The sequence below is a fragment of the Tumebacillus avium genome, assembly GCF_002162355.1.
GTDB classification, from domain to species: Bacteria; Bacillota; Bacilli; order Tumebacillales; family Tumebacillaceae; genus Tumebacillus_A; species Tumebacillus_A avium.
The window spans coordinates 3,023,946-3,045,038 of sequence record NZ_CP021434.1; the positions used below are offsets into that span (position 1 = coordinate 3,023,946).

Genomic DNA, 21,093 nt, shown 5'->3' on the forward strand with positions numbered 1-21,093 from the left:
TCTTACGCTTTCGGAGCAGCCGATTTGATCGCTTCAGACACGCTCTCGAATTTGCCGAAGTTCTTGATGAAGCGGGAGGCGAGGTCTTTCGCCTGCACATCGTACGCTTCTTTGTTTTCCCAGGTGTTGCGCGGGTTGAGGACTTCGGACGGAACGCCTTCGACAGCGGTCGGGAGCGCGAGGCCGAAGATCGGGTCGGTTTCGAACTGCGCCTTGTCGAGGCTGCCTTCGATCGCTGCGGTGACCATCGCGCGGGTGTAGGACAGCTTCATGCGGGAGCCGGTGCCGTAGCCCCCGCCGGTCCAGCCGGTGTTGACGAGGTAGACTTTCGCATCGTGCTTGGTGATCTTCTCGCCGAGCAGCTCTGCGTACACGGTCGGTGCCAGCGGCAGGAACGGTGCGCCAAAGCAGGTGGAGAAAGTCGCTTCCGGCTCGGTGACGCCGCGCTCAGTGCCGGCGAGCTTGGAAGTGTAGCCGGACAGGAAGTAGTACATCGCCTGTTCCTTGGTCAGTTTCGCGATCGGAGGAAGCACGCCGAATGCGTCTGCAGTCAGGAAGACGATCACGTTCGGATGGCCGCCGACGCTCGGGATCACTGCGCCCGGAATCGCATCGAGCGGGTACGCCGCGCGGGTGTTTTCGGTCAGTTGATCGCTGTCGTAGTCCGGCAGGCGGGACTCGCGGTCAACCACCACGTTTTCCAATACAGATCCGAACTTGATCGCGTTCCAGATCTCCGGCTCGTTCTCTTGGGTCAGTCGGATGCATTTCGCATAGCAGCCGCCTTCGAAGTTGAACACGCCGTTGTCCGACCAGCCGTGCTCGTCATCGCCGATCAGGTTGCGGTTCGGGTCGGCGGACAAGGTGGTTTTCCCGGTGCCGGAGAGGCCGAAGAACAGCGCAACGTCGCCCGACTTGCCAACGTTCGCCGAGCAGTGCATCGGCATGACGCCTTGCTGCGGCAGGAGGAAGTTCATCACGGAGAAGATCGACTTCTTCATCTCGCCTGCATAGTGCGTGCCGCCGATCAGGACGACTTTTTTCTCGAAGGAGACGAGGATAAACGTCTCGGAGTTGGTGCCGTCAACCGCCGGATCGGCTGAGAAGCTCGGAACGGCGATCACGGTAAATTGCGACTCGTGCTTCGCCAGCTCTTCAGCGCTCGGGCGGATGAACAGCTGGTGCACAAACAGGTTCTGCCAGGAGTATTCGTTGATGATGCGGATCGGCAGGCGGTAGGTCTCGTCAGCCCCTGCAAAGCCGTCAAAAACAAACAGCTCTTCTTTGGTCTTGAGATGATTCAGGACTTTCGCGTAAAGAGCATCGAACTTTTCCTGAGAGAAAGGCTGGTTGACCGGACCCCAGTGCACTTGGTCTTGGGAGAGCGAGTCTTGGACGATAAACTTGTCTTTCGGGGAACGCCCGGTGTATTTGCCAGTGGTTACGCTGAGTGCGCCGGTGGAGGTGGTGATGCCTTCGCCATACTTCACTGCGGTTTCCACGAGAGTAGGTACGGAAAGATTGCGATGCACGGTTGTATTGTTCAAGATCTCTTGGAGCTCAGCGGTCATCATGTTCGTTGTCATGGGAAAAGTTCAGTTCCTTTCCTTTGGGGATAACTGTTATTATAATAGTAGTCAAACGTGGAAATTGGTGCAACACAATTTGACAATTTGTCACGGGATTTTTCTTAATTAGGTCATACTATTTGCCTTCAGTATAACACAATGGATTTGGGACGTGTATCGTTTTTTTCGTGAAAATTTGGCAGGTTTATGTCCGACTGTAGTGTATCCAAGTTGAGAGGAAAAAACAAGAAGGAGGTGGCAGCAAATATGATTCGTTTGATCGCAATCGACCTCGATGACACGCTGATCGCCCCAAACGGGCAGATCCCGCCGGCCAATTTGGCGGCCCTGCGCCGCGTTCGGGACGCCGGGGTGCAGGTGGTGATCGCCACCGCCCGCGGGTATGCGGGAGCGAAGCGGTTTTATGATCCGCTGGAGCTGACCACGCCGATGATCGTTTCGTCCGGCTCCAATGTTGTTGACGGGCAAACGGGCGCTGTGCTGCGCCGCCGCCTGCTGCCGCTCGATTTTGCGCGAAAAGTGGCCCAGTTTGCCCAAACGCACGACATCGCCTTGCGCGTGTATGTCGGGAGCGAGGTCTGGAACAATTTTGACTACGACCCGGTCAATGGCACCAACCGCACGATCGAGCGGACGGTGGAGCAACTGCCCGAGCGGCTCGTCGATGAGCCGTATCAGATTTTTGTCAAAGGGAACCGGGAGTCGCAATTGCTGCTGGAAGCGTTTGGCGAGGCGGGGGACGGGTACTGCTGCCGTCATCATGTCTATGGTGACGGCATCTCCGAGCTGAACATCCTGCACCCGAAAGCGACGAAGCAGGACGCTTTGGCGGAGCTTTGCGAGGCGCTGGAGGTGCCGCGTGAACAGGTGATGGCGCTCGGAGACAGCCGCAACGACCTCGGGATGATCAAATGGGCAGGGATCGGCGTGGCGATGCGCTGGTCGCCTCCTGAGGTGCAGGCTGTGGCTGATTGGGTGCTGCCGGCAGATGCCGAGCGCCTGACAGATGATGAAGATGCCGATGTGGCCGAAGCCCTCTTGCGCTTCGTGCTGTCGGCGGAAGCACAATCGAAAAGTTCCTAAAAAGATCGATCCGGCTCGTAATGAGTCGGATTTTTTTATTTGTAAAATACGTATCTAAATATTCTTGCAATAGAAAGAAAGGTTGTGATATTTTTGAGATGTGGTTTAACTTTTGCATTTAAATTAACATCTGCAATCGCGTAATTTGAACTGATGAGTCTAAAATAAAGAGAGGGAGGCTACATCAATGCATCGAATTAACGGAATGTTAGGACAAATGGAAGCGGAGGAACTGCACAAACTGCTTGTTTTGTGGAACGACACGGCGGCGGAGTTTCCCCGGGAGCTTTGTTTGCATGAGCTGTTTGAACAACAAGCGGAGCGGACACCCGATGCGCCTGCCGTTTTGTATAAAGAGCAGATGCTGACCTATGCGGAGCTGAACTCGCGGGCAAATGGTGCGGCGGAGCGGTTGGTGGAACTTGGCGTCGGCCCGGATGTGCTGGTCGGGATCTCGGCGCAGCGCAAGCCGGAGCTGGTTATTGCCGTGCTTGGCGTTTTGAAAGCTGGCGGCGCTTACCTGCCGCTCGACCCGGACTATCCGCCGGAACGCCTGCTGTTCATGCTGGAAGATTCCGGCGCGCCGATTTTGCTGACGCAAGCGCATCTGTCAGAACGGTATGCCGGCACAAGTGCGCGCCTGCTGTTTTTGGAAGAGATGACGGCGGAACGGGAAGAAAATGTGACAACGGCTGTAACGGCAGCCGATCTGGCTTATGTGATCTACACGTCCGGCTCGACCGGCCGGCCGAAAGGGACGATGATCGAGCATCGCAGCATCGTCAATTTTGTCTGGGATATGAAAACGCGGCTGGAGCTGGGGCCGGGCAAACGGGTGCTGCAGGCCGCCTCGTTTAGTTTTGACGCGTCGGTGCTGGAACTGTTCACAGCGCTGACCACAGGCGCGCTGCTCTGCATGGCCGATCGGGAGGACCTGCTGCCCGGGCAGCCGCTCGTCGACCTGCTGCGGGAACTGCGCATCACCAATCTGTTGATGCCCGCTTCTGCGCTGGCTCAGCTGCCTGAGGCAGATCTGCCCGATTTGACCACGCTTTGCAACGGCGGGGAAGCATGCTCGGCAGAACTTGCGGCGCGGTTGTCAAAAGGGCGGAGATTTTTCAATTTTTACGGACCGACCGAAGCGACGATCGCCACTTCGGCAGAGCAATGCGACGGGTCGCGGAAACCGGCGATCGGCCGGCCGTTTCACAACGTGCGGTATTATGTGCTCGATGAGCAGCAGCAACCGGTGCCGATCGGCGAGCCGGGGGAACTGCACATCGGCGGGATCGGGCTGGCACGCGGGTATTTGAATCGTCCGGAGCTGACCGTTGAGCGTTTTTTGCCCGACCCGTTTTCGGCTGAACCGGGGGCGCGGATGTATAAGACGGGGGACCTCGTGCGCTGGCTGCCTGAGGGGACGGTAGACTATTTGCGACGGATCGACCAGCAGGTGAAACTGCGCGGGTTGCGCATCGAATTGGGCGAGATCGAGCAGCGACTGGCGGAACATCCGCAGGTTGGCGAAGCGGTGGCGATGGTGCGCGAAGACTTGCCGGGCGACCCGCGCTTGGCGGCGTATGTTTTGCCGTTGCCGGGCGAAACGATTTCGGGACGCGAGCTGCGCGGCTTCTTGAGCACACGCCTGCCTGCCTTCATGGTGCCGGGCGCGGTGGTGGTGCTCGACCGGCTGCCTCTGACGCCAAACGGCAAACTCGACCGCCAGGCGCTGCCGGTGCCGACCTGGTCGAGGGAAGAGCTGTCCAGCGAATATGCAGCGCCGCGCGATGAGGTGGAAGCGAAGGTTGTTGCCGTGATGGCAGACGTGTTGGGCGTGGCGGAAGTTGGCGTGCAGGACCGCTTTTTGGAGCTGGGCGGGCACTCGCTGTTGGCGACCCAGGTGATCTCGCGAGTGCGGGAGCTGCTGGGGGCCGACGTGAGCGTGCGCGACCTGCTGGAAGGACAGACGGCGGAGGGGCTGGCGTTGGCGATCAGACGCCGGATGCAAGACGGTGTAAAGGCGCCGGACAAGATCGCCCCCCGCGGCTTGCTAAAAGCGCCGCTGTCGTTTGCCCAGCAGCGATTGTGGTTTTTGCAGCAGATGGAAGGGAGCAGCGCGGCGTACAACACACCGTATGCGGTGCGGCTGACCGGCAGTCTGGACGTGGATCGTCTGATCGGGGCGCTGCACGGGGTCGTGGAGCGGCATGAGTCGCTGCGCACCGTGTTTGTAGCGGAAGACGGGTTGCCGATGCAGGTTGTGCTGCCGGAGATGAAAGCAACTGTGCAGGTGCATGACCTGCGGGGCAGAGCGGACTGTGAAACGTATGCCCTGCAGTTGGCGGCGGACGCGGCTGCCAGGCCTTTTGATTTGGAAAAAGGGCCGCTGTTGCGCTGCGAATTGGTGCGGCTGGCAGAAGCATCGTGGCTTTTGCTGCTCAATCTGCACCATATCGTTTCGGACGGCTGGTCGATGGGCGTGCTGCTTGGCGAACTGTCAGCTTTGTATGACGGACGCCCGCTGGCAAAGCTGCCCGTGCAGGTCATCGACGCGGCGGAGTGGCAGCGCGAGCAACTGCAGGGGGAGGAGTTGCAACGGCTGCTGGCGTTTTGGAAGCAGCAGACGGCAGGCGCCCCGACCGTGCTGGAACTGCATCCGGATTACCCTCGCCCCGCCGTGCAAAGCGGGCGCGGCGCGGCCCATTTTTTCACGGTGCCGGCCGGTCTGGCGCAAGGGCTGAAGCGCGTTGGACAGCAGGAAGACGCAACGCTGTTTATGACCCTGCTGGCTGCTTATCAGACCCTGCTGCACCGGTATACGCGGCAGGACGACCTGCTGGTCGGGTCGCCGAGCGCGGGACGCACGCGGGCGGAGCTGGAAGGGCTGATCGGCTTCTTTGTGAACACGCTGGTCTGCCGGGCCGATTTTTCCGGAGAGCCGAGCTTCCGCGAACTTCTGCGGCAGGTGCGCGAACGGGCACAGGCGGCGTATGCGCACGAGGAACTGCCGTTTGAAAAGCTGGTCGACGAGCTGCAGGCGGAACGCAGTCTGAGCCATCACCCGCTGATTCAGACGATGTTTACGCTGGAAAGCACCGCGCCGGTGCAGTCATGGCAGGCGGATGGAGTGCAGGCGGAGTACGTGCAAGTCGACAACCAAACCAGCAAATTTGACCTCGCGCTGCGCCTGATCGTCACGGAGGACGGGCTGCGCGGGGAGTGGGAATACAGCACCGATCTGTTTGCTGCCGAGACGGTCGGGCGGCTGACCGGGCACTTTTTGACATTGCTGGAGGCCGTCGCGGAGCAGCCGGATGAGCAGGTGGCGCTGTTGCCGCTGTTGACCGGGGAGGAGCGCCGGATGCTGCAGGCGGAAGCGCACCGTACGCCGCTTGACGGGCCGGATCGCTGCATCCATCAGCTGATCGCGGAGCAGGCGGCGAAAACTCCCGAGGCGATCGCGCTGCGCTGTGCGGGGCGCGAGGTGACGTATCGCGAAATGGAAGCGCGGGCGAATCAGCTGGCCCGCCATTTGCAAGCGCTGGGCGTGGGGCCGGATGTGCTCGTCGGCCTCTCGATGGAGCGGTCGCCGGAGATGGTGATCGGGATGCTTGGCATCTTGAAAGCGGGCGGTGCCTATCTGCCGCTCGACCCGCAGTATCCGGGCGATCGGCTGGCCTTTATGCTGGAAGACGCGCAGGTGCCGGTGCTGGTCACGCAGGCACATCTGCTGGACCGGTTACCGCAGCATGTTGCCCGTACGGTGTGTGTGGACCGCGACGGGCAGGAGATCGCTTTGCAGGCTGCCGGTCCGGTGCAGTCAAACGTGACGGCGGGGCATCTGGCCTATGTGATTTACACGTCCGGCTCGACCGGGAAGCCAAAAGGCGTTTTGCTGGAGCATCGCGGGCTGTGCCATCTGGTCACAGCGGTGAACGACCGCTTCGGTATTCGTCCGGGCAAACGGGTGCTGCAGTTTGCCACGTTTAATTTTGACGCGTCGGTGTATGAGATTTTTACGACGCTGAGCGGCGGGGCGACCTTGGTGCTGGCCGACAGCGAATCGCTGCTGCCTGGGCAGAATTTGCAAGAACTGCTGCGCGAAGCAGGAGTGAACACGGCGATGCTTCCTCCTTCCGCGCTGGCGGTGACAGACGCGGACGGTTTGCCTGAGCTGACGACGGTGATCTCCGGCGGGGAAGCCTGCACAGCGGAGCTGGCAGCCAAGTGGGCGCAAGGACGCCGTTTTCTGAACGCCTACGGGCCGACGGAAGCGACGGTCGCCTCCACGCTGGCCGAAGCGGTGGACGGAAGCGAAAAGCCGGCGATCGGGCGGGCGTTGGAGCATGTGCAGCTGTATGTGCTGGACCGCCATCTGCAGCCGGTGCCTGCCGGGGTACCGGGGGAACTGCATATCGGCGGGACGGGGCTGGCGCGGGGGTATCTGAACCGGGCGGAGTTGACTCGCGAGAAATTTATCCCGCATCCGTTCGCGGACGATCCTGCGGCGCGGCTGTACAAGACGGGCGATCTCGTGCGCGTGCGGCCGGACGGACAGCTCGATTACCTTGGCCGCATCGACGATCAAGTGAAAATTCGCGGATTCCGCATCGAAACGGGGGAGATCGCGGCGGCGCTGCTGCAGCACCCGGCGGTGCGCGAAGCTGTCGTGGTCGTACGGGAACCGAAGCCGGGCGACAAACGGCTGGCGGCGTATGTGGTGCCTGAGCCGGAGGTGGCGCTGACTGCAAGCGAACTTCGCGAGTTTTTGAAAGCGGGCTTGCCGGGCTATCTGGTGCCGTCCGACTTTGTCATGCTCGACAAGCTGCCGTTGACGGCGAATGGCAAGGTGGACAAAAAGGCGCTCCCGGCGCCTGATGTTGCAGCTGCGGCGGAGGAGTATGTCGCGCCGCGCGATGCTCTGGAGCGGCTGACGGCGGAGATCTGGCAAGCGGTCCTCGGGATCGGGCAAGTGGGTGTCTGCGATGATTTCTTTGCGCTGGGCGGGCATTCGCTGACCGCGACACAAGTGGTGTCGAGACTGCAAAAAGCGGTGGGGGCGGAGGTGTCGGTGCGCGACCTGTTTGCCGGACCGACGGTGGAAGAGCTGGCCGCTGTTGTGCGCGGGCGCAGTCAGCATGAGCCGGAGACGGGCATCGTGCGGCGGGAACGGCCGGATGGTGTGGCGCCGTTGTCGTTTGCCCAGCAGCGGCTGTGGTTTTTGCAGCAACTGGAGCCGGAATCGGCTTCATACAACATCGCGTTTGCGCTCCGGCTGCGCGGACCGCTCGATCTGCTGGTGATGGAACACAGTTTGCGGGAGCTCGCCCTGCGGCAGGAAGCGCTGCGCACCTCGTTTGCCGAGCAGGACGGGATGCCGGTGCAGGTGATCGCAACTGTGGCCGATGTGTCGCTCGTCGTGCAGGAGGTGCCGGAAGCGGCGGTCGGGCAGTCGATGCGCGACGAGGCGCAAAAGCCGTTTGACTTGACGGCCGGGCCCTTGTTGCGGGCAACGGTACTGCGGGTGGCGGAGCAGGAACACGTGCTGCTGCTCACGATGCACCACATCATTTCCGACGGCTGGTCGATGGGCATTTTCCTGCGCGAACTGACGGAGATTTACCGCGCGCGGGAGCTCGGTGAGGAGCCGCAGCTTGCCGAACTGCCGGTGCAGTATGCCGATTATGCGCAGTGGCAGCTCCAGCATCTGCAAGGAGAGAAGATGGAGGGGCTCACTTCTTATTGGAAACAAAAATTGGATGGAGCGCCGACCCTGCTTGAACTGCCTGCCGACCGTCCGCGCCCGGCGGTGCAAAGCCATGCCGGGGCGTATCTTCCGCTGGAGTTGCCCAAATCGTTGTCGGAGCGGCTGAAAGCACTGTGCCAAGGGGAGGATGTGACCTTGTTTGCCGCGCTGCTGGCGGCGTATCAGGCGTTCTTGTACCGCATGACGCGGCAGGAGGATCTGCTGGTCGGGTTTCCGGCGGCAGGGCGCAACCGGGCGGAGACGGAAGGGCTGATCGGATTTTTTGTGAACACACTGGTCAGTCGGGCGGTCTGCGCTCAGGAGATGACGTTCCGCGAGCTGCTCGCACAGGTGCGCGAAGGCGTGATCGAAGCGTATGCGCAAGAGGAGATGCCGTTTGAAAAGCTGATCGAAGAGCTGAACGTGCCGCGCAGCCTTAGTCACAACCCGCTGATTCAGACGATGTTCCTGCTGGAGCGGGAGCCGATGCATACGCAGTGGCACTTGCCGCATCTCGAAGCGGAAATGGGCGAGACGGACAGCGGCACGACGATGTTTGATCTGACCTTGCACCTGACCGACACAGAGGGAGGTCTGGCCGGGGGCTGGCAGTACAGCACAGATCTGTTCGACGCCGCGACGATCAAGCGGATGAGCGGCCACCTGGTGACGATGCTGCAGGCCATCACCGCCGATCCGGGGCAAAAGCTGGCCGACCTGCCTCTGCTCACGGCAGCGGAAGAGCACAGCCTGCTGGTGGCGTGGAATCAAACAACAACCGTTCCGGCTGCGCAGTTGTGCGTGCACGAACGCTTTGAACAGCAAGCCGCACAGCATCCGGACCAGACGGCGGTGGTCTGCCAAACGGCAGCGTACACCTACGGTGAACTGAATGCGCGCGCCAATCAAGTGGCGCATCGACTGTGCAAGCTCGGTGTGGGCGCTGAGACGCTGGTCGGCGTGTGCATGACGCGCACGGCGGAACTTCCGGCTGCAATGCTTGGCATTCTAAAAGCGGGCGGGGCGTATGTGCCGCTCGACCCGGAGTATCCGGCCGACCGCATCGCGCTGATGTTGGAAGATGCGGGCGTATCGGTGCTCTTGACCGAAAGAGAGCTGCTGGCCACCCTGCCGGAACAGGGGGCAGCCGTGTTGTTGATGGAGGATACGTTCGAGGAGCCTGCCGAAAACCTGTCCGCCTGCACAACATCGGCCAACCTCGCGTATGTGATCTACACCTCCGGCTCCACGGGCCGCCCGAAAGGCGTGGCGGTGGAGCACAGGAGCGTCAATGCGCTGATCGAATGGTCGCACGGATATTATGCGGCAGATGAATTGGCGGCGGTGCTCGCTTCCACGTCGATCTGCTTCGACCTGTCCGTTTGGGAGTTTTTCGTCACTTTGTCGCTCGGAGGGAAACTGGTGATCGCAGACAACGCGCTTGCGCTGCCACACCTGCCAAACGCAAACGAGATCACGCTGATCAACACCGTGCCATCAGCGATCAATGAGCTGTTGCGCCAAGACGCGATCCCGGCTTCCGTGCGCGTGGTCAACCTGTGCGGGGAACCGTTGAAAGGGCAGATCGTCGACCGCCTCTACGCTTTGGGCACCGTGGAAAAGGTGATCAACCTGTACGGTCCGACCGAAGACACGGTGTACTCGACATGGTCACTGACACAGGCCAAGCAGCCGGTTACGATCGGCCGTGCAATCGCGGGGACGCAACACTTTGTACTGGACGGACAGATGCGTCCGGTGCCAATCGGCGTGGCCGGTGAACTGTATCTGGGCGGGGCCGGCTTGGCGCGGGGGTATCTGCACCGACCGGATTTGACGGAGGAGCGTTTTCCGGCGAGTCCGTTTGCCGTGGGGGAGCGTCTGTACCGGACGGGCGACTTGGTGCGCTGGCTGGCGGACGGCACGCTCGACTATCTGGGCCGTCTCGACCACCAGGTGAAAATTCGCGGGTATCGCATCGAGATCGGGGAGGTGGAAGAGACGCTGCTGCGGCACGAGGCGGTGCTGGAGACGGTGGTGATCGCCGGAGATGACCGTGCGGGCAGTAAACGCCTCATCGCGTATGCCGCGCTGGCTAAAGAAGCGGCGGCTGGCGACCTGCGCGCCTTTTTGAAAGAGAGCCTGCCCGACTACATGGTGCCGTCTCTGTTTGTGCTGCTCGAAGAACTGCCGCACACGCCAAACGGCAAGATCGACCGCAAGCGGCTGCCCGAGCCGGATTTTGCCCTCATGCGAGCGGAAGAAGGGCATGTCGACCCGCGAAATGAGGCGGAAGCGGCACTGGCTGCTCTGTTTGCGGAAGTGCTGGGCTTGGAACGGGCTGGCGTGCACGACAACTTCTTCGACTGCGGCGGGCACTCGCTTTTGGCTACGCAGCTCATCTCCCGAATCCGGGCGCTGCTCGATGTGGAACTGCCGCTGCGGATCTGCTTTGAAGCTCCGACGGTTGCGGAGCTGGCCGAGCATCTGGCCGGAGCTGTGCACAGCAGGCAAGAGGCGATCCCCAGAGCTTCGCGTGAAGGCAGCCGGCCGCTTTCGTTCACCCAGCAGAGATTGTGGTTTATGCACCGTCTGCAGCCGAACAATCCGATGTACAACCTGCCGACCCTGCTGCGGCTGCGCGGCGACTTGCAGTTGCAAGCGCTGGAAGCGGCGCTTGGTGAGATCGTCTGCCGCCACGAAACGCTGCGCACGGTGTTTGTCGGGCAAGAGGACGGCGTTGTGCAGGTCATCGGCGAGCCGAAGCCGCAGCGTGTCACCTTGCTCGACCTGACCCGGCTGCCGGAAACGGAGCGCGAAGCGGAAGCGCAGCGCATCTTGCAGGAAGAGATCCATCGCCCGTTCGAACTGAGCAAAGGCCCGTTGTTCCGCGTGCTGCTGGTGCGGATGCGGGACGACGAACATCTGCTGCTGTTGCTGTTGCACCACATCATCTCGGACGGCTGGTCGAACGGCGTTTTGCTCCAAGAGCTGGCGGCGCTGTATGAGCAGCACACGGGCGGACGTGAAGCGGCGCTGCCTGCGTTGCCTGTCCAATACGCCGACTATGCCGTCTGGCAACGGGAGTGGCTGCAAGGCGAAGCGCTGGACGGCCAGATCAGCTACTGGCAGCAGCAGCTCAGCGGAGAACTCCCGGTGCTTACCCTGCCGACCGACCGTCCCCGTCCGGCCGAGTTCAGCTATCGCGGCGCATATGAGCCGTTCCACCTGCCCGAGGAGCTGACGGCGGACCTGAACTCGCTGTCCAAGCAGGAAGGCGTGACGCTGTTCATGACGCTGTTGGCGGCATTCAACACCTTGCTGCACCGCTACGCCGGGCAGGACGATATCATCGTCGGTTCGCCGATCGCCGGACGCAGCCGCACGGAGATCGAGCCGTTGATCGGTTTCTTCGTCAACATGCTTCCCTTGCGCACCGACCTGTCCGGCGCGCCGACGTTCCGGGAGCTGCTGCAGCGGGTGCGCGCCGTGACGCTTGGGGCGTATGCGCATCAGGATGTGCCGTTTGAACAGTTGGTCGATGTGCTGAAGCCGGAGCGCGACCTGTCTCGCACGCCGCTGTTCCAAGCCTGTCTGATCCTGCAAAACCTGCCTGAGCAGGTGTGGAGCCTGCCCGCTCTGGACATGACAGCAGAGTCGGTCACCGGCGATACGGCAAAATTTGACCTGACATTCGCCTTGCAGGAACAAAAGGGTCAACTGCTGGGCATGGTCGAGTACAATACCGACCTGTTTGACGCCGCCACGATCCGCCGGATGATCGGCCACTGGACCCGGCTGCTGGCGGGCATCGCCGAGGAAGCCGGACGGCCGCTGCATGAACTTCCCTGGCTCTCGGAAGCGGAAAAACACGAGCTGCTCTGGCGTTGGAACGATACCGCGACCCCGTATCCGAAAGATAAAACGATCCAAGAGCTGTTCGAAGAGCAGGCAAGCCGGACGCCAGACGCCGAGGCTGTGCTGTTTGCGGGGGAGACGATGACGTACCGCGAACTGAACGAACGCGCCAATCGGGTGGCACACCGCTTGATCGCGCTTGGCGTTCAACCGGATCAGGGAGTTGGCCTCTCGGTTGAACGTTCCTGCGACATGCTGGTTGGCGTGCTCGGCATTGTAAAGGCGGGAGGCGCGTACGTCCCGCTCGACCCGGAATATCCGAACGAACGCCTGGCCTTGATGGTGGAAGACGCCGGGCTGGCGATCATTTTGACGCAGGAGCGCCTGCTCGACAAACTGCCTGCTACGCAGGCGGTCACGCTCTGTCTGGACCGCGAGGAGTTCGCCGGGGAGAGCAGCGAGAATCCGCCGTGCCGGAGCACAAGCGAACATCTGGCCTACATCATCTACACGTCCGGGTCGACGGGACGCCCGAAAGGCACTTGCATCCTGCACTACGCCGTGAACCGCCTGGTGAAAAACAGCAACTATGTGACGTTTACCGCTGCCGACACGATCGCGCAGGTGTCCAACTCGGCGTTTGACGCTGCGACGTTCGAATTCTGGGGCGCCTTGCTAAACGGTGGACGCCTCGTGATCCTGCCCAAAGAGCTGGTGCTGGACGCCGATTTGTTTGCCGAAGCTCTCCACGAATACGGGGTGACCTCGATGTTCCTCACCGTCGCCCTGTTCAACCGGATGGCTGCGCTGCGCCCAGATGCGTTTCGGGGGATGCGGGATCTGCTCGTCGGCGGGGACGCGCTCGATCCGAAGTGGGTCAAAGAAGTGCTGAAGCACGGCCCGCCATTGCGCCTGCTCAACGGATACGGCCCGACCGAAAGCACGACGTTTGCAGCTTGGCATGAGATCAAGTCGGTGCCGGAAGGAGCGGGCTCAGTCCCGATTGGCCTTCCGCTCTCCAACACCACGCTCTACGTGCTGGATGCACAGCTGCAGCCGGTGCCGATCGGCGTGCCAGGCGAGCTGTACATCGGCGGAGACGGTTTGGCACGGGGTTATCTCAACCGTCCTGAGCTGACGGAAGAGCGTTTTGTGCCGCATCCATACAGCGCAGACGATAACGCCCGCCTGTACAAAACGGGCGACCTCGTGCGCCGCTTGGCGGACGGCAGCATCGAGTTCATCGGCCGCGTCGATTTTCAAGTCAAAATCAGAGGATTCCGCATCGAGCTGGGCGAGATCAAAGAAACGCTGCTCCGCCATGACCTCGTCCATGACGCGCTCGTGCTGGCCCGCGAAGACGAGCCGGGCGAAAAGCGCATCGTAGCCTACATCACGCCAAGCGGTGAGCAGGCGGACCTTGTGCCGATCCTGCGCGGCGCTCTGAAAGAGCAGCTGCCCGCCTATCTGGTACCGTCGGCGTTTGTGGTGCTGGAATGCTTCCCGCTCACGCCAAACGGCAAAATCGACCGCCGCGCCCTGCCCAAGCCGGAGGACGTGCCGACCGAAGCCCGCCGTGTCGAACGGCCGCTTGCAGATGGGCTGGAACATGACATCCGCAGCGTCTGGCAGGAAGTGCTGGGGATTCGCGATGTCGGGCTGCACGACAACTTCTTCGACCTCGGCGGACACTCGTTGCTCCTGACCACCGCGCATCAAAAGATTCAGGAGCGCATCGGCCGCACCTTCCCGCTGGTGAACCTGTTTAAACACACCACCGTAGCCGCTCTGACCGCTTTCCTGCAAGGCGAGCGCCCCAGCGCCGCGCGGAAACAAGCGGAGCCATGCAACACGCGCACAGACAGCACGGGCATCGCCATCATCGGCATGTCGGGCCGCTTCCCGGATGCGGGCGATCTGGACCAATTTTGGCAGAACCTGGCGGACGGCGTACAGTCGGTGCAGTTTTTCCCGGAGGAGCAGCCGGCGATTGCGTTGCCGGGCATGGTGATGGCAGGTGCCTTGCTGCAGGACCCGGAGTATTTTGACGCTGCCTTTTTCGGAATGTCCGACCGGGAAGCGCTGATGACCGACCCGCAGCAAAGGCTGCTGCTCGAATGTTCGCAGGAAGCGCTGGAAAGCGCCGGGTACATCGCGCAACGTTTTGACGGCAAGATCGCCCTGTACGCAGCGGCGGGTGAAAACACGTACGGGCAGCTCCTGCTCCAAGATCCGTCCGTGCTGCAGGACACCGAGAACCTGATCCACTTCTCGACCGGGAATGACACCAACTTCCTGGCTGCCAAAGTCTCTTACCGCCTGAACCTGAAAGGCCCAAGCTTTGTGGTGCAGACAGCCTGCACAGGATCGGCCGTCTCGATCCACCTCGCCTGCCAAAGCCTGCTCGCCGGGGAAAGCGACATGGCGCTGGCCGGGGGCACCAACGTCAAAATGCCGCAAAAGCAGGGCTATCTCGCATTTGAAGGCGGCCCGTACTCGTTCACAGGCGACAATTGCCGGCCGTTTGACGCCGACACGGAAGGGGCGTTTGCCGGATCTGGCACCGGGGTGGTGCTGCTCAAGCGCCTCGACGATGCGCTTCGGGACGGCGACCCGATTCACGCGGTGATCCGCGCCTCCGCCTTAAACAACGACGGTGCCGCGAAAGTTGGATTCACCGCGCTGGGCGCAGAAGGCATCGAGCGCGTCATCCGCGAGGCGGTCGACCGATCGGGCATCGACCCGCAGACGGTGGGCTACATCGCCGCTCACGGCATGGGCACCCCGCTCGGCGACGCGATCGAAGCGGACGCTTTGGCCCAAGTATACGGCGCAGGGGCGGAAAAGTCGGGCTGGTGCGCTTTGAACTCGATCAAGCCGAACATCGGGCATACCGGTGTCACTGCAGGCGTCGCCAACGTGATCCATACCGTGCTCGCCATGCAGCACAAAATGCTGCCGCCGCTGCTGGGCTTTCAGACGCCCAATCCGCAGATCGATTTTGCGAACAGCCCGTTTTACATCAACACCGAAAGCAAGCCGTGGCTGACAGAGGAAGGAGTCCCGCGCCGCGCCGGGGTGAACTCGTTTGCGCTGGGCGGCACTAACGCGCATCTCATCCTCGAAGAAGCGCCGGAGCGGAAAACTGAACCTTCCAAGCGCACCGAGCATGTGGTGGTGTTGTCCGCCAAGACGCCGAGCGCGTTGAAGAAAATGGCGCACAACCTCGCCGATCATCTGGAGCAGCACCCGCAGTTGCAGCTCGCCGATGTTGCCTACACCTTGCAGACGGGCCGCGCCGAATATCCACACCGCCGCGTCTTGCTCTGCCGCGACTTGCAAGATGCGGTCGACCAGCTTCGCGGTCACAACGTGCGTCTGGTGGTACCGGAAGAACTGGATTGGAGCGCACACTATGCGGATGAAAAACGTCTCCGCGTGCCGCTGCCGACCTATCCGTTTGAAAAGAAGCGCTACTGCGTGGAACCGCAAAAAGAAAAAACCACCCTCTCTTGAGGGTGGTTTTTCGTTTGTTACGCCAACACGTCCCGCTTGGTAAACGAAGCGAACGACACAGCCAGCGAAGCGGCCGTCCAGATCGCCAGCACGACCAGCGAGTAGCCGAGCGTCAAGCCGTCGACAGCGGGCGGTGCGCCGTTGATGTAGCCGGCGAGGTTGAGGTGTGTGGTGAACACGTATTTCGTCAGCGGGAAATCGGTCGCCAGCTCCACCATGATGCTGCCGCCGATCAGCACGGCAAGCATCACGCCCATGCCGGTCGCCGTGCCGCGCACCAGCACCGAGACCATAAAGGACAAGCTCGCCACAGCGATCGCCGCGATCCAGCCGAGGCCGTAGTTCATCAGGAGCAGGTGCCAATGCGGGATCACCCGCACGTTTTCCGCATCCAGCGTGCCGTTGACGATGCTGAAGCCGGTCAGCATCGGCGCATCCCAGCCTTTGTAGCCGAAGAAGATCCCGGAGATCAGATAGGACAGCACGCCCATCGCCAGCACCGTCAGCGTGGTGAAGATCAGGAGCGTCAGATACTTGCTCATCAAGATCCTCCAGCGCTTGACCGGCCGGGTCAGCAGCAGCTTGATCGTCCCGTCCTGATGCTCAGATGACACGATGTCGGTCGCCACAACGATGACGAGCAGAGGCAGGAACAAGGAAATGCCAAACTGCATGAAAATCCGCGCAAACGTCGTCGCGCCAGGTTCGGACGGGTTGATGTCGCGATCCAGATAATATTTGTTCTGTTCGATCCGCAAGGTCAATTGCGTGCGCCGCGCCTCGTCGAGCGTCGGGTTTGCCAAGCGGCGCTCCGTCTCGGTGATCTCTTTGCCAAGCTCGGCGCGCCAGTCGGTCACGCCGGTCTGCGCCTTGATCTTCTGCTGGTCATGGTATTGTCCGTACGCAAAGAGCGGGATCAGCACGGCGAGAATCAGCATCACGACGAGAAAGCGTTTCTTGCGCAGCACTTTCAACGTCTCGTTGCGCGTCAGTTGATAGAGGTTACGCAATCGAATCACCTCCTGTGATCTCCATGAACAGCTCTTCGAGCTGCCCCTGCACTTGCACGCCGTACAGCTTGATGCCGGCGGAGATCAGCTTTTGGTTGACCAGCGCGGTCTGGTCGGCGGAAAGCACCGCCACAATTTTGTTATCGCCGAGCAGTTCGACCTGTGCGCCCGCTTCCTCTGCGATCAGACCGAAGGCAAGTTCGCGCTGATCGACCGTCCACTCCACGCGGTTGATGCCGGTGTGTACGATCTCGTCCACAGTCGCGACTTTCAAGATCTGGCCGTGCGACAAAATGGCCACCCGGTCGCACATCATCTGGACTTCAGCCAGCATGTGGGACGAGACAAAGACAGCGAGGCCTTCTTCCCGCGCCAGACGGCGGATGAACTCGCGCAATTCGCGAATCCCCGCCGGGTCGAGCCCGTTGGTCGGCTCGTCCAAGATCAGGAGCTTCGGGTTGGCGAGCAGCGCCTGGGCGATGCCGAGGCGTTGACGCATGCCCAGCGAATACGTTTTGACTTTGTCATGAATCCGCCCGTCCATCCGGACCTGCTTGACCACTTCTTCGATGCGCTCATCGGGCAAGTCGAGCATGCGGGCAAAATGTTCGAGGTTCTGCCAGCCGGTCATGTACTTATACAATTCAGGATTCTCGACGATGCAGCCGACACAGCGCATCGCCGCGAGGAAATTTTTCTGCACATCATGGCCGCCGATCAGGACTTCGCCTGCGGTCGGCTTGATCAGACCTACGATCATGCGGATCGTGGTCGTTTTGCCTGCGCCGTTCGGGCCGAGGAAGCCAAACACTTCCCCTTCAAAAACATCAAACGTGATGTCCTGGACGATCTTGCGGCCGCGGATCGTCTTTTGCAGCTTGCGGACAGACAATGCGACGGGACGTTTTCTATCGTTCAAGCGTTGAACCTCCCAGCTTGTGAAAAGTTGTGAAAAGATGCACGATCTCTAGCTCCTATGATACACTAAAGTAAGGGAGGTGCCGTACACGAATATGAAGAAAAAACGTTCTTTTTTATGGGGCAGCGTCGTCACGTTGGCACTGGCCAGTGCAGCGGTCCTCAGTGCCGGATTCTATCTCGCGCTCTCGGAGCCGGGCGAAGCAGCATCCACGTTGCAGACCAATCCGTCCACGCCAGCCAAGCAAGAGGCACAGCCTGCTGTAGCTGTCGATAAAAAGGCAGAAGAGCCGTACCTGATCGTCGCGATCGGCGATTCGCTGACCAAAGGCATCGGCGACACGTCGGGCAAAGGTTATGTCGGCAACTTGAAAACACGCCTTGAGGCGGGCGGACAGAAAGTCAATGTCCAAAACCTCGGCATCAGCGGCCTCGAGTCGAACGAACTCGTCAAGTCGGTGCAGAATCCGGGCGTGCAGCAATACTTTAAAGATGCAGAACTGATCATGCTCTCCATCGGAGGCAATGACATCACACACTCCATCGGCGGAGTGGATAAACTGATCGGTGCCACCGGCATTGATGAAAAGGTCATCCGTGACACTCAGAAGCAATACACGAAAAACGTCCAAGACGTGCTGACCCTGATTCGCAAAAGCAATGCCGATGCGCCGGTCATCGTTTTAGGCTTGTATAACCCGTTCGAAGGCCTCTTTGAAGATGGAGGCAAGTCGGATCAAATGCTGCTCGACTGGAACGACAACTTGCGCAAAGTCGCGCAGACTTTCCCGCAAGTGAAAGTCGTGCCGATGTTCGACCTGTTCCAATGGAACAACAGCACGATGCTGTCCTACGACCACTTCCACCCGAACAACGACGGGTATGCGAAGATGGCGGAGCGGATTTTTAACGGCTTGCCGAAAGAGTTTCTGGAATAAGCGGCATTGCATGCGAAACATCTCAAACAACAAAAAGACCTTCTCTTACTTCGAGAGAAGGTCTTTCTTTATTTCCCGTACTGATCCACATACAATTCCATATTCCCGTCCACTTGCGCGAGGAAGACGGAGGACTGCGCAATCCCTTTCTCCTGCAGCTTGCCGTCCAGCCACTTCCGATCCACACCCAGCTTCTCCAGATGGCGGTCGATGACCACGCCGTCGAGGATGACCGTCTGCGGCATTTGTCTGCCCAGCGTCTTCTCTTTGAGCAGCACACTGATCTGGCCGCTGGGTTCGAGCAGGGCAAATTCCACGTCGGCGACGCGAAACACGTCTTTCATGCGCAACGTTTCGAGCAGTTCTTCCGAGTTGAGCCGTTCTTTGCGCAGGTTTTTGTCCAAGACCTTGCCATGTTCAATCAGCACGGTTGCGTTGCCTTCGATGATGTTGCGCACCCATTTGCTTTTCATCGCGAGAAATTCGAACACCAGGGGCAACAGCATGACGATCGACAGCGCCAAGATCCCGTCCCAAAACGACTCAGTTGGCGCCGACGTGATCTCCGCCGTGATCGAGCCGACGGTGATGCCGACGATGTATTCGAAAAAGGTCATCTGCGACAACTGGCGCTTGCCGAGAATTCGCGTCAAAAACAGCAGGTACAAAATCGCGGCGACCGAGCGGATCACAATGCCCATCCATTCCGGCATGAGGGATCGCCTCCTTACGCCATAGGATGAGCAAAAGACCGCCGGATCATTTCCCGGCGGTCTTGGTTTGCTACTATTTCGGTTTGATCTCTTCCACGCCGTTCATGTACTTGCGCAGCGCCTGCGGGATGTAGATCGTGCCATCCTTGCGCTGGTGGTTTTCGAGCAGCGGGATCAGGATGCGCGGCGTCGCCACCGCCGTGTTGTTCAGCGTGTGGCAGAACTGCAGCTGCCCGTTTTCATCACGGAAGCGGATGTTCGAGCGGCGCGCCTGGAACTCGTGCAGGTTCGACGCCGACTGCGTTTCCCCGTAGCTCTCGCGGCTCGGCATCCACGTCTCGATGTCGTACTTTTTGTAGACGCCTTGCCCGATGTCGCCGGTGCAGACGCTGACCACGCGGTACGGCAGTTCCAACGCTTGCAGCAGGTCTTCCGCATTTTTCGTGATCGCTTGCAAAATTTGCTCCGACAGCTCCGGGTCATTTTTGCAGAGCACAACCTGCTCGACTTTCGCAAACTGGTGCACGCGGTACAGCCCGCGCACATCGCGGCCCGCCGAACCCGCTTCGCTGCGGAAGCAGTTCGAGACGCCGGCGAAGCGGATCGGCTCTTCCACATCGACCGTCTCGCCGCTGTAGTAGGAGACGAGCGGCACTTCCGACGTGCCGACGAGGTACTTGTTGTCCTCCAGCGCATAGGTCTGGTCGAGGCCAAGCGGGAAGAAACCGGTGTTCGTAAACATCTCTTCGCGCAGCATGACCGGCACATCGACAACCGTAAAGCCGCGGTCGGTCAGCAGGTCGATCGCCAGCGACTGCACCGCACGATGCAGATACGCCCCGATGCCTTTCAAATAGTAGTTGCGCGTGCCTGCCACCTTCACCCCGCGCGGGATGTCGAACAGGTCAAATTTTTCCCCAAGCGCCACATGATCGAGCGGCTCGAAGTCAAACACCGGCACATCGCCCACGCGACGCACTTCCACGTTGTCCGCATCCGATTCGCCGATCGGCGTGTCCGGCGAGATGATGTTCGGCACGCGCAGCATCAGGTCGCGCAGGTTCGCTTCCACATCATTCAGCGAGGTCTCGAGCAAGGTGATGTCGGCGTTGATGCGGCGCACCTGCTCCTTGGTCTGCTCCATCTCTTCTTTCTTGCCTTGTTTCGCCAACTGCGGCATCATCTGCGACATTTGGTTGCGCTGCATGCGGTACTGCTCCAGGTCTTGCAGGATGCGGCGGCGTTCCGCGTCAAACGACAGCAGATCGTCGATCGACACCTCGATGCCTTTTTGCTTCGCGACCCTCTGCACCACTTCCGGATTCTCGCGAATGTAACGAATGTCCAACATGTTCATGCACTCCTCACTGTTAATTTTTTCCCGAAAAACACAAAAAGCGCCCTTATCCCGTTGGGACGAGGAGCGCTTCTCTCGCGGTGCCACCCAATTTGGCCAAACTCCTGAACATAAGAAATTCTGGCCCTCTTTAGCACTGCTGTAACGGGCAGTACCCGGTCTGTTCCTCACAGACGCCTCCGAGTTGGATGCTCTTCACCGGCATGATCCGCTCTGTAGATTTGTCTTATTATAAGATAAGATGCTGCGAAATGACAACGGGTATTCTTTTTCCCAGCAATTCTTTAGCAATTCTTTCACCATTTCGGGAAAACATGTACAATAGACAAGTTAGACTGAAACAGGTGAAACGGAAGGTGACTATA

Annotated in this window: 8 protein-coding genes; 3 read left to right on the plus strand and 5 right to left on the minus strand. The window is 60.4% G+C overall.

The genetic code is table 11. The features are described from left to right. Nucleotides 1–2: 2 nt before the first annotated feature. Nucleotides 3–1,586, minus strand: a complete 1,584-nt coding sequence (gene pckA, locus CBW65_RS14485; RefSeq protein ID WP_087457441.1) for a phosphoenolpyruvate carboxykinase (ATP) — start codon at nt 1,584–1,586, stop codon at nt 3–5. Between the two features lie 249 nt (nt 1,587–1,835). Here pckA and CBW65_RS14490 point away from each other — a divergent pair, with 249 nt between their 5' ends. Further along, complete coding sequence (locus CBW65_RS14490; RefSeq protein ID WP_157721954.1) at nt 1,836–2,672, plus strand: Cof-type HAD-IIB family hydrolase; 837 nt, start codon at nt 1,836–1,838, stop codon at nt 2,670–2,672. Between the two features lie 187 nt (nt 2,673–2,859). Next, nucleotides 2,860–15,792 carry a non-ribosomal peptide synthetase gene (locus tag CBW65_RS14495; RefSeq protein ID WP_087457443.1) on the plus strand — a complete coding sequence of 4,311 codons (12,933 nt, stop codon included), beginning with the start codon at nt 2,860–2,862 and terminating at the stop codon, nt 15,790–15,792. Between the two features lie 17 nt (nt 15,793–15,809). Here CBW65_RS14495 and CBW65_RS14500 read toward each other — a convergent pair whose 3' ends face one another. Both CBW65_RS14500 and CBW65_RS14505 read right to left on the minus strand, forming a co-directional pair. Next, the gene (locus CBW65_RS14500; protein ID WP_087457444.1) at nt 15,810–16,802 is read right to left on the minus strand and encodes an ABC transporter permease; all 993 of its coding nucleotides are present in this window, start codon (nt 16,800–16,802) and stop codon (nt 15,810–15,812) included. Beyond that, nucleotides 16,795–17,721: an ABC transporter ATP-binding protein gene (locus CBW65_RS14505; protein WP_087457445.1), complete on the minus strand. Its 927-nt coding sequence runs from the start codon at nt 17,719–17,721 to the stop codon at nt 16,795–16,797. The genes CBW65_RS14500 and CBW65_RS14505 overlap by 8 nt, the downstream gene beginning before the upstream one ends. A gap of 94 nt (nt 17,722–17,815) precedes the next feature. Here CBW65_RS14505 and CBW65_RS14510 point away from each other — a divergent pair, with 94 nt between their 5' ends. After that, nucleotides 17,816–18,658 (plus strand): GDSL-type esterase/lipase family protein, encoded by an 843-nt coding sequence (locus CBW65_RS14510; RefSeq protein ID WP_087457446.1) that lies wholly within the window; start codon nt 17,816–17,818, stop codon nt 18,656–18,658. A gap of 68 nt (nt 18,659–18,726) precedes the next feature. Here the strand turns inward: CBW65_RS14510 and CBW65_RS14515 are convergent, their stop codons facing one another. Both CBW65_RS14515 and serS read right to left on the minus strand, forming a co-directional pair. Next, nucleotides 18,727–19,371, minus strand: a complete 645-nt coding sequence (locus CBW65_RS14515) for a DUF421 domain-containing protein (RefSeq protein ID WP_087457447.1) — start codon at nt 19,369–19,371, stop codon at nt 18,727–18,729. Between the two features lie 73 nt (nt 19,372–19,444). Further along, nucleotides 19,445–20,722 (minus strand): serine--tRNA ligase, encoded by a 1,278-nt coding sequence (serS, locus tag CBW65_RS14520; RefSeq protein WP_087457448.1) that lies wholly within the window; start codon nt 20,720–20,722, stop codon nt 19,445–19,447. Nucleotides 20,723–21,093 lie beyond the last annotated feature (371 nt).

What these genes read in the sequence shown, in the direction of transcription:
- pckA (WP_087457441.1), bottom strand. Translation starts at nt 1,586, where the DNA reads ATGACAACGAACATGATGACCGCTGAGCTCCAAGAGATCTTGAACAAT.
- CBW65_RS14515 (WP_087457447.1), bottom strand. Translation starts at nt 19,371, where the DNA reads ATGCCGGAATGGATGGGCATTGTGATCCGCTCGGTCGCCGCGATTTTG.
- CBW65_RS14495 (WP_087457443.1), top strand. Translation starts at nt 2,860, where the DNA reads ATGCATCGAATTAACGGAATGTTAGGACAAATGGAAGCGGAGGAACTG.
- serS (WP_087457448.1), bottom strand. Translation starts at nt 20,722, where the DNA reads ATGTTGGACATTCGTTACATTCGCGAGAATCCGGAAGTGGTGCAGAGG.
- CBW65_RS14490 (WP_157721954.1), top strand. Translation starts at nt 1,836, where the DNA reads ATGATTCGTTTGATCGCAATCGACCTCGATGACACGCTGATCGCCCCA.
- CBW65_RS14510 (WP_087457446.1), top strand. Translation starts at nt 17,816, where the DNA reads ATGAAGAAAAAACGTTCTTTTTTATGGGGCAGCGTCGTCACGTTGGCA.